12 protein-coding genes and 1 riboswitch are annotated in these 14,341 nt (G+C 44.9%); of the genes, 6 read left to right on the plus strand and 6 right to left on the minus strand.

The window, feature by feature from the left end:
• Nucleotides 1–34 precede the first annotated feature (34 nt).
• From MKX40_RS17265 to MKX40_RS17280, 4 genes are all read right to left on the minus strand, one after another.
• Nucleotides 35–1,114 (minus strand): hypothetical protein, encoded by a 1,080-nt coding sequence (locus MKX40_RS17265; protein ID WP_339234384.1) that lies wholly within the window; start codon nt 1,112–1,114, stop codon nt 35–37.
• 264 nt (nt 1,115–1,378) lie between these two features.
• Nucleotides 1,379–2,815, minus strand: a complete 1,437-nt coding sequence (locus MKX40_RS17270; protein ID WP_339234386.1) for an amino acid permease — start codon at nt 2,813–2,815, stop codon at nt 1,379–1,381.
• A 522-nt stretch (nt 2,816–3,337) separates the two neighbouring features.
• Nucleotides 3,338–4,714, minus strand: coding sequence for an amidohydrolase family protein (locus MKX40_RS17275; protein ID WP_339234388.1), 1,377 nt, complete (start codon nt 4,712–4,714; stop codon nt 3,338–3,340).
• A 111-nt stretch (nt 4,715–4,825) separates the two neighbouring features.
• The gene (locus tag MKX40_RS17280; RefSeq protein WP_339234390.1) at nt 4,826–5,377 is read right to left on the minus strand and encodes a CGNR zinc finger domain-containing protein; all 552 of its coding nucleotides are present in this window, start codon (nt 5,375–5,377) and stop codon (nt 4,826–4,828) included.
• Between the two features lie 144 nt (nt 5,378–5,521).
• Here MKX40_RS17280 and MKX40_RS17285 point away from each other — a divergent pair, with 144 nt between their 5' ends.
• From MKX40_RS17285 to MKX40_RS17310, 6 genes are all read left to right on the plus strand, one after another.
• Nucleotides 5,522–6,022, plus strand: coding sequence for a DinB family protein (locus tag MKX40_RS17285; RefSeq protein ID WP_339234392.1), 501 nt, complete (start codon nt 5,522–5,524; stop codon nt 6,020–6,022).
• Between the two features lie 84 nt (nt 6,023–6,106).
• Nucleotides 6,107–6,260, plus strand: a riboswitch (FMN riboswitch).
• A gap of 144 nt (nt 6,261–6,404) precedes the next feature.
• Nucleotides 6,405–7,385, plus strand: coding sequence for a DMT family transporter (locus MKX40_RS17290; protein WP_339234395.1), 981 nt, complete (start codon nt 6,405–6,407; stop codon nt 7,383–7,385).
• Between the two features lie 332 nt (nt 7,386–7,717).
• Entirely contained in the window at nt 7,718–9,214 is a 1,497-nt protein-coding gene (locus tag MKX40_RS17295; protein WP_339234398.1) for an amidase, read from the plus strand.
• A gap of 54 nt (nt 9,215–9,268) precedes the next feature.
• Nucleotides 9,269–9,877, plus strand: a complete 609-nt coding sequence (locus MKX40_RS17300; RefSeq protein WP_339234400.1) for an urea carboxylase-associated family protein — start codon at nt 9,269–9,271, stop codon at nt 9,875–9,877.
• 139 nt (nt 9,878–10,016) lie between these two features.
• Nucleotides 10,017–10,643, plus strand: coding sequence for a LysE family transporter (locus tag MKX40_RS17305; RefSeq protein WP_339234403.1), 627 nt, complete (start codon nt 10,017–10,019; stop codon nt 10,641–10,643).
• Nucleotides 10,644–10,725: 82 nt separating this feature from the next.
• Nucleotides 10,726–11,487: a YqcI/YcgG family protein gene (locus MKX40_RS17310; RefSeq protein WP_339234405.1), complete on the plus strand. Its 762-nt coding sequence runs from the start codon at nt 10,726–10,728 to the stop codon at nt 11,485–11,487.
• A gap of 53 nt (nt 11,488–11,540) precedes the next feature.
• On the opposite strand, the gene MKX40_RS17315 is transcribed toward MKX40_RS17310, so the two are convergent.
• Entirely contained in the window at nt 11,541–12,887 is a 1,347-nt protein-coding gene (locus tag MKX40_RS17315; protein WP_339234408.1) for an amino acid permease, read from the minus strand.
• A gap of 254 nt (nt 12,888–13,141) precedes the next feature.
• Nucleotides 13,142–13,909, minus strand: a complete 768-nt coding sequence (locus MKX40_RS17320; protein WP_339234410.1) for an S-layer homology domain-containing protein — start codon at nt 13,907–13,909, stop codon at nt 13,142–13,144.
• Nucleotides 13,910–14,341: the final 432 nt, after the last annotated feature.

Here is a 14,341-nt window from a genome sequence, read left to right on the forward strand (position 1 = left end):
ATTCGGTTAAAATTGGCTCTGCTGAACACAAACCCTATGTTTCATCCACTATAACAACGTCCATCAGCGGAAGGATCGCTTCGGGTTTGCCTTGACTGCGCGTAAGTACAAACGATGGCAATGGATTCTCATGCAGCCCATTCACGGATTCACAGATCTGAGTATACAGATCCATATGCAAAGTCTCACCTTCACCTGCCACATCGATAACAGGCCAATCGTTCTGAACACATGCAGGCCAGTAAGCCAGTTCATTCGCCGGCACGATACTTAATTGCTGAATGGACGGGTCCATACAGTAGATCCCTTGCCGTTCAGGTTCATCACCCAGCTTGTCTACAGCTATCATTCGAGCGGACTGCTTGTCTGGTGCAGAATAGAGTGAATAACACCAGGGAGTCACGCCCCAAGCCATCGCCATCAGACCTTCTTCCAATAAAGTATCTGACAGATCCCCTTCCGCAAATTGTTCAATCAGATTATGGTTACCCGGTCCAATCAGTTCTTCTACACGCTTAGCGAGCCGAGGCAGGTCAGCAAGAATGAATCCTCCTCTACCGTAGGAGTCAAAAACATGATGGTTTCTGCTCCATACAGCTTGAGATGGTGAATTCAACGACGCTGCTTCTGCCGGGAAAAGCGATATATATACGGTAATCACCTGCGCGTACTTAACCATGGCAATCTGCTCAGGTTCGAGCGTGCCTTCAGCAATACGGGGTGTTTTAATATGCAGGGAGATTCGAAGTTCGTATTCCCCTTCTGTAAATGCTGACCAACCCAGATGAACAGGCTGTTCAACACCTTCAATTGAAGCAATCGAGATCGTGCTATCTGGTTTCAGGTTAACTGCATATTGTACGTATGCCAGCTCATGACCATAGATGATATGGGCGTCTTGTCGATTGACGGGTGATTCCAACGGTTGTGCAATGACAGATACTTTACGTCCATCCCTCAAAAGGCGCTGTGGATCTATATCCAACTGTAAGGTTTGTGAAGCCTCTGAATCTGAAACAAGCAACTGAGCCTCCGCCAGTACGGTTGAGTCAGCCAAGGCAAATCCAAACGCTGCATTTTGATGCTCTGAATTCGTATGTAATGGTGTGTTCATGATACATCCCCTCTCTTCTGTCTGATGGCATGTCACATCCCCAAATATATTTCATATTTGGCTTAGCCGCAACCCCGGCTCCCTAATTATGTTAATCATGCCCCTTAATACTTACCCATATATGAAGGAAATACCAACCTTCTCCGGCTGTTATCTCTCTTTTTCCTTCTATATAAAAAATCCCCATCCCGTTTCGCCTAAGCGATACAAAATGAGGAAACTAGAAGATATTTCTCGATTTAATCTGTTCTCTGCTTGTCTACTTTACTTATCCTTCGCTCTCATAGCACTGGAGATTCGGCGTGCCGGATTCAGATGACTATAATGGCGTCCATACGCAAAGTAGATAATCAACCCGATGATCAACCACGCAAAAAACGTAATCCATGTCAGAGCCGCAAGGCGTGTCATCAAATATACACAACCCAAGGCACTCAGAATCGGAATCAGCGGCACAAGTGGAACGCGGAAGCCTCGTTTGAGATTCGGGTTATTTTTACGCAACACGATAATACCCAGACTTACGACTGCAAAAGCAAACAACGTTCCGATGTTCGTAAGTTCTGCCAAGTGTCCCAGCGAGATGAACCCGGAGAACAGAGCCACGATAATGCCCGCAACCCAAGTCCCTACGGCTGGTGTCTGACTCTTACCACTAACTTTGGAGAAAACGGGAGACAGCAGTCCATCACGAGACATGGAATAGAGCAGTCGTGTCTGGCCATACATCATGACCAGCAATACCGTCGTAATGCCCGCAATCGCTCCAAGAGATACAATCCAGGATAATCCCTTTAATTGAACAAATTCAAATGCAAACGCCACCGGATCACTAACATTCAACATGTTATACGGCACGATCCCTGTGAGAATCAATGATACAACGATATAGAGAACGGTACAGATCGCCAGTGACGCAATAATTCCAATCGGCAAATCCCGTTGTGGCCGCTTAACCTCTTCTGCAGCTGTGGAGACCGCATCAAATCCGATATAAGCAAAGAATACGGTTGCTGCTCCCGCAGTTACGCCTGAGATACCAAAGGGCAAGAATGGCTGCCAGTTGGTTGGCTCTACATAGAAGACTCCCACACCAATAAAGATTAACACCACGATAATTTTAATCGCAACCATGATGCCGTTCGCACGAGCCGCCTCCTTCACCCCTCGGGTTAGCAGGAAGGTAATAATTAACGTAATGACCGCAGCCGTGATATCAAAATAAGTTCCCTTCTCCGGGCTGAACGCACTCGTCAGTGCATGTGGTAACTCCAATCCAAATCCGGACAATAACGTTTGGAAATATCCCGACCATCCGCTGGCTACCGCCGCACTCGCGAATCCATACTCCAATATCAGATCCCATCCCAGAATCCAGGCAATCACTTCACCAAAAGCCGTATAACTATACGTGTACGCACTACCCGATGCCGGTATGCTTGAGGCAAACTCCGAGTAACACAATGCAGCGAAGGCACATATGATACCTGCCAGCAAGAATGACAGTACAAGACCCGGGCCAGCATACGTTGCGGCAGCTACACCGGTCAGCACAAAAATCCCGGTACCAATAATTGCACCTACCCCAAGTGTGGTTAAGTCCAAAGGGCCGAGCGCCCGTTTTAATGCACTGCTGTTATCTCCCTCCGAAGCAATTGGTTTTTTACGAAATAATGAAGATCGATGTTCGTTCTCACGCATAGTCATGTTCCTCTCGTCATGAATCTTGAATGTGCTATGGATGCAGCAGAGATTAAATGGTTTCCCATCTGTTCTATGAAAAAGTCATTTGTTCTATCTTATCGATCACCTATAAAAACCTATCGAATTCTACACGTTATCGCGTTGCTTGGTTAAATTTATTTTTAAGGATCTCTTATTTTGTTCTTTTTTCGCGAAAATTATCATGAACTGTTGCACGGGATTGAATATGAAAATCGATTTAAAACAAAACTGCGTATAATTTATATTATGCGCAGTTTTTATGAGCCTTATTTTCTAAGTAAATAATCTATAACCCTCTGTTATATGAAGCCAAGAGAATGAGAGCTTTTTTCGTCTTTTTCCGCTGTCCCTTCCTCCGTTATCCTGTCTAATTCGACGATATGCAAGCATGTAAAAGAGCCACATCGCATGATATGGCTCTTCCTTTCCTCTTTATACAGCTAGAGGTGTATATGAAAATACGAAGTAACTATTTCTTGGCTTTTATGAAAAAGCGAATCAGGAAAAAGCAATTCTCTCCGCGTCTGACATCCGGTACTGGGATAACAAATATTCTTGGCTCTGCATCGCGGTATGACGAATGGCGTCCAAATCAACATGGAGCAGCTTACCCTCTCGCTTCACGAGTTTACCTGCTACAAAGACCGTATCCACATTGGAAGGATTGGCGAACTGAACGACAGCGCCGATTGGATCATGGACGGGGAACAGATTCAGATCCGTAGTACGAATCATGATCAGATCTGCTTCCTTTCCTGGGGTCAACGTACCGACCTTCTGCTCCAATCCCAATGCTTGTGCACCAGCCGAAGTTGCAAATCGCAGTACTTGGCTGGACTGCAAGTTCAATTCACCTGGCATCTCACCCTGCTGCAGAAGTTGTTCGTTGGCTCTGGATCGTTCTGCCTGAAGTGCAAACTTCATCTGCGAGAACATATCTCCGCCTGTGGACGTGACAACATCTACACCAAGTGTAGGGGTTCCCCCATGTTCAAGAAAATAGCCGGTGGCCGGGTATCCATGACCCATCATCATTTCAACCTCAGGTGTGACCGACAGGGAAGCACCGCTATCCGCCAACATTTTATATTCATCCATCCCCATGGTGTTACCATGAACAATATTTACTCGAGGACTTAACAACCCCGCTTCATACATGTGACTAACCGAGCGATCTACCGATCCCCAGCTGCCAAATCCGGCGTGCATGGAACAGATGGCATCCAGTTCTTGGGCCAGCTCGATCTCTTTTACCGTTGTATCCCAATGACTGAACTCCGGACCACGAATAGCAAGCCCATAAGTAAGCAATTGATCCCGTGATGAAAAATAACGTTCTTTGACTCTTCGCACATCGTTTGAATATGTCAGTTGACTATCCCGGTTCCAGTAGTTCGTCTCACCAGGAACTCCGTGAGCAAATACTGCCCGAATCCCCGCATCCTGAAGACCACGAATCAGTTCATCCGTATGGTCTGAGGAATACGGCATGCTCCAATCCAACACTGTCGTAACACCTGCATTAAGCGCTTCCAAGGAACCGAGCAGGTTAGCAATATAACTATCCTGTGGGCGGAGCTTGCTTCCCATCGCACCATAATAGAGATTCTGCAAATAAACAGGCAATGACCAATTGGTTCCCGCTGTTTTGACCAGTGATTCCCACATATGCCGATGTGTATCCACCAGCCCAGGCATAATAATCATGGATGAAGCATCGATGACCTCCACATCCGGAATATCTAGGTCGGGTTGAATCGCCATGATTAATGAATCCTGAATTAGAACGTCCGCCCTTTTATACTGTCCAATCCGTGCATCCATCGACAACACGCAGCCATTTTTCAACAGATAACTAGTCTTCACAAGACACATCTCCCATCTATTTTGGTTTGAAAGACGATTACATCCTGCATACGAACCCGTAATGCTTCTGACTATTATTTCGCTAGTATATATACATTATATAGCTGTTGTTAATATTTTTCAATTTTGGGTTTTGCGTTTGGCTCGAAATCTTCTGACCTTCATCAGGTTGCCGCACATCTTATCATCACAGTACTTCTGAGTTCTGCTTCGGGTATCATCATAGAACATCCAGCGGCAATCCGAATTATCACAGATCCGAATTCTGCCCCCTTCTCCCTCCACCAACGTTGTTGCAAAGTCAGCAGCTACCTCAGCCATAACCTGTTGCCAATGAGCTTCTACAGCTATTAGTTGGAGTTTCAGTCCCTGATCAATTGTAGTCAATGTTCTTTTTACATACCCTGCTTCCATAACATCATTCAGCCATTGTTGTTCTTCATCCGTTAATGATGCTCCAGAAGACAAGCGGGCTCCAAGAGCCATCAATTCATTCCTGAAGTCTCTCATCAATAACTCATCTTCTGGAGAAGCAGGAACAGAAGCCTGAAGTTGCCATCGATCCAGAAATTCTTGCTGCCAGTTCGCCTTCCCGAGCCTGTCCTCCGATCGATCTCCCCCACGCCAATCGTGATAATCGCTGTTTACAAAATCAGTCCAAAGTCTGTCCATTGTCTACCTCCGTTTAGTGTAACCATCTTAATTCAATAAAGGTGGTTACACTCTGTCTTTGATGTGTTATATTAAGTGTAACCTCATTAATCAGTTTTAGCTAGTTACGTCATACATCACAATAATACTCAAGGAGGAACGGCAATGACGAAAACAACAGCATTAGATGTGTTACTGATTCAAAAGGATGATACATGGGATCAATGCAATTGGATTGTACCTTTGTCGAAGTCTTTGGAAGGTCTTACAGCAGAGCAAGCAGCCTGGATTCCACCCTCAGGAGGATTAAGCATCTGGCAGTTGGTTAACCATATGTATTATTACAATCATCGCTTATTATGTCGCATGCAAGGTAAAGAACCTACCCTTCCTGCTGTAGACTCCAATGAATACACGTTTGGCAATCCTGGAGATGCAACGGACACAGCCGGATGGAATACACTGATGAAGAGTACAACTCGATTAGCCCAACAATTGCGAGATCAATTGGCTGCACTTGAAGAGTCAGACCTTGAAGCTGCGTATATGGACTCCGAAGAGAAATGGGTACACGAACTTGCCCGCTGGATACTTCATGATGCCTATCACGCAGGACAGATTGTGCTGCTTCGCAGACAGCAAGGAAGCTGGAAAATCGTTTTCTAAAAAAAATGCTTGAACTGCTAGCGCTTACAGGAATAAGATGAACTTATTAATGTTACAGCTTGTTCAACACACTATATAATTGAATAGGATCTTCGGGGTAGGGTGCAATTCCCAACCGGCGGTGATGTTCTTCGGAACCAGCCCGCGACTCGCTATTTGTTCTTAACAAAGGACATTTAGCGACTGACTTGGTGTGAATCCAAGGCCGACGGTACAGTCCGGATGAGAGAAGATCAACACATTGACATGCCGTTCACGGGAAGGCCTCTTTCCTGACGCATGTCCTTGGATGAGCCCCCGTTTATTTGGTATATACCAAAACGAGGGCTTTTGTCGATTTTGCCAACTGAAGATTCCGTGTTCTGACGAAGGAGTCCTGAATATGGAAAAGACATCAGCAGCATCACCTGTTTACCGCAAGGAACGAAGTAATACCGGATTCTGGCTTGTAGTTCTCGGCGCCGCTTTATGGGGTGTCGACCCACTCTTCCGCATTATTTTGCTAAATACGATGACATCCACGCAGATTGTACTGGTGGAACATATCATCGTCAGTTTGATTGCCATTCCTGTGCTGTGGAAATTTCGGGCTGATCTGAAAAACCTGCGTGCTCGCTACTGGATTGCCGTGATCTTTATCTCATGGGGAGGTTCAGCTCTCGCAACGGTGTTGTTCACCATGGCACTTACGCATAATGATCCAAACACGGTTCTTTTATTGCAAAAAATGCAACCACTCTTCGCTATCGTGCTGGCTAAGCTGTTATTGAAAGAGACGTTACCACGTCGCTTCGGTGGATTGTTCTTCATCGCATTAGCAGGAACGTATCTGCTCACATTCGGCTTCACATTGCCATTAGGTAACTGGGACAACTGGATTCATGCTGGAAGCTTGTTATCCCTTGGGGCTGCTGCCTTATGGGGAGGTTCAACCGTTATGGGACGATTGATGCTGGGACAGGCGCGTTACGAAACCGTCACCTCCCTTCGCTTTGTCGTTGCCCTCCCACTCCTGATTTTTATGACGTGGAACGAAGGTGCGGCATGGACGTTTCCATCCGGAACGGGTGAACAGACTGCTGTTATCCTCAATATTCTTGGTCAGGCATTGTTACCAGGTTTGCTAAGTCTTCTGCTGTATTACAAAGGTCTGTCCTCAACCAAAGCTTCTGTTGCAACACTCGCAGAGCTTAGCTTCCCGATGGCAGGTGTGTTGGTGAACTGGATTGCTTTCCGTACACTGATTACATGGGAGCAGTTGCTTGGTTTCATCTTGATCTGGGTTGCCCTCTTTGCCATTTCCAAACAGCAAGAAAGATCATCCACTGTTGCCGATGCCGCACCAAAGCTGCGGACAGAGTAAGGTAAATCCGAGGATCACATCTAAAGCAATAATTATCAAATATTAAAAGAAAGCCATTGTACATCGGATTAGATGAGCAATGGCTTTTTCATTTCCACTCCATTGATATGACTAGATCATTTTTTCAATTAGTAAGACGAGCTACTAACCCCCTGTTTTATTTCGATATCGCAACTGATATCGAAACTCCTCCCCTCTTTTCCCTTCAACCACATATTGAATATGCAAATCATTGCACTACGTCTCTTCTATGTTTTGTCTTTTGTCTAATCCGGTGGTACGATGACATATGGAATAAACAGATGAATTATATTCAGAGAGGAACGATCATCATGTCTTCATTCTCATATACCTCCTACGACGCCTTAGGTTTGGCTGAACTGATCCGATCCCGGGAAGTATCCCCGGTTGAATTGCTGGAAGCGGCGTTTGCACGCCTTGAAGAAGTGAATCCGCAACTCAATGCGGTTATTCGTACATATGAAAATCGCGCACGAGAGGAAGCCAGTTTGGTTCGCCCTGGAGAACAACCTTTTGCCGGTGTGCCCCTGCTCCTGAAAGATATCTCGCAATCCTTGGAAGGTGAATTTCTGACTTCAGGCTCCCGTCTGTTCAGCGAGCATCGGGCATTACGCAATTCCAATTTTGTCACTCGACTCCGAGATGCGGGTTTTATCGTCATAGGACATACGAATACGCCCGAGTTTGGCTTGAAAAATATTACAGAGCCCCGCCTCCATGGTCCAAGTCGCAATCCCTGGAATATCAACCACTCGCCAGGTGGATCAAGCGGTGGTTCCGCCGCGGCTGTAGCTTCGGGTATTGTTCCCCTGGCTGGAGCCAGTGACGGAGGCGGTTCGATTCGTATCCCGGCTTCCTTTAGCGGATTGTTTGGATTGAAGCCAACCCGCGGGCGCACACCTGTAGGACCGGGAGTTGGTCGTCAATGGCAAGGCGCATCGATTGATTTTGCCCTCTCTCGCTCGGTTCGGGACAGTGCTGCATTGCTGGATACTTTACAAGTCATACAGCCTGAAGCTGCGTTTCATGCGCCACTCTTTCCAGGCAGTTACTTGGCAGATATGAGCTATCCACATCAACGCAAACTGAAAATTGCATACACAACCGATTCGCCCGTAGGTACACCCGTCAGTCCAGAAGCCAAGGAGTCTGTATTCAAGCTCGTTCGCTGGTTGGAAGAACAAGGTCATCATGTTGAAGAAAAGCTGAGTCCAGTCAACGGCGTCAGATTAATGGAGAACTATTACATGATGAACAGTGGAGAGATGGCCGCGATGATCTCTTCCATGGAACGCTCCATGGGCCGTGCTCTGACCTCCGATGATATGGAGATTGAATCCTGGGTTCTGGCTGAAGCTGGCAAAAAGGTGTCGGCAGCAGAATTTGTACATAGTTTAGCTGAATGGGATGTAGCCGCAGCTCAGATGTCTATCTTGTTTGAGCGTTATGACTTCTACGTCACACCTGTTAATGCTTTTTCTGCGCCTAAGATTGGAGAATTAACACCTCACGACGAACAGATCCATAATCTGATGCGAATTAGTGAATTGGACAAGACCCAGCAGCAACAACTCATCTATGAAATGTTTGAGCCCAGTCTTACGTATACACCTTTCACCCAGCTTGCGAATCTGACCGGCCAACCTGCGATAAGTGTACCTCTGCATCTCACACCTGAAGGTTTGCCAATGGGTGTTCAAGTGATGGCAACCAAGGGACGTGAAGATTGGTTATTACATCTGGCTGCACAGCTTGAACAATCAGACCTCTGGATCGGGATGAAAGGTAATCCACTTTTTCCAGCATGAAAACTTCATCTGCTCCGCATACTGAAAACAAAAAGTAGCGGAGGAATGTGACGGATGAATACGAATCAGCGCCATAAACAGTCTTATCGTATCCCTGCCAAAACGGGATATGCTCTGAAAGTAAGCAAAGGTTCCTTACTACGCATAACGGATCTTGAGGGACAACAAGTTATTGATTTTGTGGCGTACGATGCTACAGATGCCAACCATCGCTTGGACCCCGGTGTGACCATGGACGTATTGCGTACTTACCGAATTAAACCGGGACAATATTTGTATTCCAATCAATATCAACCAATACTCAAGATTGTCCGTGACACCGTTGGGGTACATGATTTCTTCAACTCCGCTTGTCGTCCAGAGATGTATGAGGTGTTATACGATAAAAAGGATCACGCCAGTTGTTACCACAATCTGAACACGGCACTGGAACCCTTTGGGATCTTACCACCGGATCAACACTATCCCTTTAATTTGTTTATGAAGTCCGTTGTAGACAGTGAAGGCAAGATTGATGTTGTAGCTCCCGATTCTCGTGCGGGGGATTATATCGAGATGGAGGCATTAATGGATCTCACGATTGGGCTCTCCGCTTGTCCTTGTGAAGAAAGCTCTTGCAACGGCTACAACTGCACCCCAATCCAATTGGATGTGGAACTTTAACAGAATAAACAATGCCTTGATACAATACGATAAAAAGCAGCTTGTTCTAATTCACTCCTTGCGGGAATACGATGACTTGTACCCATGTTCTGTGACGACTGGTACAATTCATCGAACCCGTTAAGGAGTGAACGTGTTTATGTCTGTACTGTTCAGTTATATTATTCTGGGAATATCATTGTCCGCTCCAATCGGTCCGATTAACGCCGCCCAACTCGACCGTGGAGCCCGACATGGATTCATGCATGCATGGATTTTGGGGCTCGGTGCCATGTTTGCGGATCTGGTGTATATGCTGCTGATTTACTTTGGGGTTGCCCATTTTCTGGACACGCCGTTCATGCGCTCTTTTCTCTGGTCATTTGGTAGTTTTATTCTAATTTACACGGGAGTGGAAACGCTCTCGAAGCTGAAACAGGGGATTCAAGGTACAACTACTGCAGAGGCCACTGTTCAGAAATCTTTTATATCCGGCTTTTTGATGGCCCTGTCCAATCCACTGAATATTTTGTTTTGGCTCGGGATCTACGGCTCCATTCTTGCGACGACTGTGAAGCATACCGACACGGCCCATTTGCTGCTCTACAGTTCAGGCATATTCATCGGTATCCTGGTGTGGGATGTCATTATGGCTGGCATGGCCAGCCGATTCCACAAACATAGTAATGAGAATGTATTGCGCTGGATCTCCATCATTTCGGGAATCTGCCTGATCGGATTTGGTTTATATTTCGGGTACGAAGCTGTGCGTTCCATTTTTTTCTGACAATAAAATCAGGCTGGACAGTCACCCAACTTCCCCCACATTAATACTGTAACGGTATCATGTGGAATGGAGTTGGGTATTCATGGCGGAGCTGTATAGTGCCGACGAAATAAATAATTTATATGAGCGTCTTCCATCTTGGCAGCAGGACGCTTATTCGCAATTTGCCAAGATGATCGCCGATGAAAATAACACGTATCCGTGTGTACCTGGACGAATGGGATTTCTGTCAGGACATTTGAGATACGGCTTTACGTGTGACCCTCGTTCAGAACAGGCCGCTGTAGATATGGCCGATCTGCTCAGACAGTATGGTCCTATGTCCAGAGATACCGGTCAATACGCTTCGATGGTTGTGATCTGTGATACGCCAAATGATCTGAAAGAGCATACAACGGTAGAGCAATATCAGACGTTATTCTGGCAAATGCTTAATCGGGTAAGTTCACACGATACCGAGCCGTGGCCTGAACATATTTCAACTGATCCTCATGATTCATCATGGGAGTTTTGCTTTGGCGGAGAGCCATATTTTTGTTTCTGTGCGACTCCAGCACATGAACTCCGAGCTAGTCGGCACTTTCCTTATCTCATGTTTGCCTTTCAACCACGATGGGTATTCGAATCCATTAACGACAACACGCCTCTAGGCCGTAAAATGAAAACTTTGATTCGCAAACGTCTCGCTGCGTATGATGCTGTACCTGCTCACCCTTCACTGATGTGGTATGGTCAGCAGGATAATCTGGAATGGAAACAGTATTTCTTGCCTGATGATGAGCAGACACCTTCCAAATGTCCCTTCATGCGGATGAAGCAAGCTTTAGGCAAGTTGACGAAATAATCCTAACATCAATCCATTAATATACTGCTTAACTTAGGTGAAATTGAACTTGCCTATGGTCTGGATGGTGAAGACTGCGGCGATTTGGAGCCACGTATTTTGTGAACGATATACGTGATGATCCCAAGAATTACAACAAGTCCTACACTTGCCAGCAGACCCGTTCTGCTGGCTTTTTCCATCGCTGTTCCTGCCACAGCAGCCACAATTAATATCATGGCAATCCATACTTTGATGCGATTCCATTTCACAGGCTTCAATTTCTTAATGTATGTGATGCAGATAAGTAGCCATGTATACATCAAGACCAGACTACCTGCTGTCGTCACATATTCAAAAAGACTTTTGGGCATCCATAATGCCATCAACGTAGACAAGAGTAATCCAGCCGCTGTGCAACACAATGCCTGAAGTGGCATGTCCTTTTTCCCCCAGGTCTTCGTGAACAGCTTAGGTGCATCTCCATCTTCTGCGAGTTTCACCAACATGGACGTAATGGCATATAACGAAGCCACCATCGTCGAGAATCCGGCAATAATCAGAATTCCGTTGAGAATGTGAACTACTACGGTTAACCCAATGGTTGACATGGCTTTGACCAGAGGACTTTCATCCGGGGTCAATTGAGCAGAAGGCACAATAAATAGGATCAATGCAATGGCAATCACATAGAGTGTACTCACCGATAATAGCATTACTCGGCCTGATTTCACTGCATCTTTTGGTTCTTTCAGGTTGGCTGCCATCAAGCCCATGACCTCGATCCCGGCAAAAGCAAAGAATGCATAGATGAAACCAGTCCATACCCCTTTACCTCCATGAGGGAACCATTCATTCTTTAATTGTTCGGGCGTCACTTTTACAGGTAACCACCCCAGACAAGCTGCTCCTGCTATAACTATAAATGCAACGGTTGCAGCAATTTTAATTACAGCAAGGATATTCTCCGTTTTGGTTAATCCCTTCGCTCCCAGTGCTGCAATGAACAGACCTATAGCGGCATAGATCGCAACAAATGCCCACAGCGGAATCTTGGGAAACCAGAATTGAGAGAATAGCCCAAGTGCAGTCAATGAGCTGCCCATGATGAGCATTTCAGAAAACCAATACATCCATCCACTACCAAAACCAGCCCAACGTCCGAATGCTTCGCCCGCATAGGTTCGAAAAGCACCTTCCTTTGGATCATCTGCGGTCATCTGTGCCAGCGCACCAAATACAAAGTAAGTCCCTGCCGCCGCCAGCACCAACAATATAAGCACGGATATGCCAGCCCAATGAATCGCGAGACTGGTTCCTAGAAAAAATCCCGTTCCCAGTGTGCAACCCGCGCCAAATAAAGACAGGCTTACCCAACTTAGTTTTTCTTCGTCGTTTTTACGGTGTTGCTGACTTTTCATGAAGCTCCTCCTTCAACCTGTTCCCCTTACGATTTACAGGTCATGGAGGTTTTATGTCCGTATTGCCAAAAGAATTATTATTAGTTTACATAATATTTAATATGTATTTAAAGATGTATTGACCTGTAATTATTTGTTGTCTCCGTTATATGAAAAACTTGTTATTTATCAATTCAAAAAAAGAAAAACCTTCCACGTGTAAATATTGTGAGAGGTTTTCCATTAGGTATATCTAATCAAACTCGCATCAATCCTTATTTTTGTGTTGCTTCGTACAAGCGATGTAAAATGGTTGCTGCTTCAGCACGTGTCACAAAATCTTTCGGACGAAGGTATCCGTTATTCGCAGTAATAATGTCCATATTAGTCATTGTGTAAAACGCTTCTGCCTTAAAATCTTGAGAATCACCATCATAATAGTATTCTCCTTCATCCTGATCAATGTAAATCACCGGATAGTTAACCGAGAAATTATCATAGTAACTTGCAGGACGTACTTTAATATCCTTATAGTTTGAAGCTGCAGAAACTACATCTTCAATTTCAGGGTGAAGGGTCTGATCAGTGAAATTAGTTCTAATAGAAGAGATCATCATAATGTCCCAGCGAGTTAAAGGTTTATCAGGTTTAATAGAAAATTTATAGTCTGGGTATTGCCCATCTAAACTTTCAAAAAAACTCCACACGTAATCCCCATTAATTATAGCTGCAAAATCTTTGTTTGCCCAATGTTTACGTGCATCTACAAACTCTGAAGATTTTCCATCTGAATAATTAATTTCTGGGAAAAGCTTATGAAACATATGTACAAACTCTGCTTTGGTTATCGTCTTTCCTGGCTTGAAACTTCCATCCTTATAACCGCTAATAACGCCTTTTTTGACCATCAAATCAATAGATTCAGCAGCCCATTCATATTTTTTGCCCTGCAAATCAATAAATGTATTTGCTGCATATGAGGATTGGGCAAAAAACAATGGCACAACAATCAGTGGCATTATTAGCCACTTCTTTTTTAACATTAATGTTCACTCCCCTGTCTTATCTAGATTAATCTACTCATATTTATATCGTCCTTTAAAGAGGTCGTTATTAGAGTAAGATAAGATTATTCCTGTCTTCCATCGCACCTTGTATATTCACTTAAAAATAATCATTGACTTCTAACGCTTGGAGCGATTCTCCTTTTAAACATGTTGGAGCGTTAACGAAACTTTATGTGATATGGTAACTAAGGTGAAAAAACGATCTTACTATTATGAATTTTTCATATGTTGAAATATTATAATAAAGTTGTTGTTTCATTCGTATCGAACGCAGACTTGATATTTTTCGTTTGATCTCAACAACTCCAGCTTTTTTGAAAAATTTAGTCGTTTATCAGACGAAAGGTTCCCATCCCGTTCTTGGACTGATCTCTTTTATCCCTTTTCACCTGTTTTCTGACTAGGCTG

Origin of the sequence: Paenibacillus sp. FSL R5-0517, assembly GCF_037974355.1 — a bacterium.
In the GTDB taxonomy this organism is placed as follows: Bacteria; Bacillota; Bacilli; order Paenibacillales; family Paenibacillaceae; genus Paenibacillus.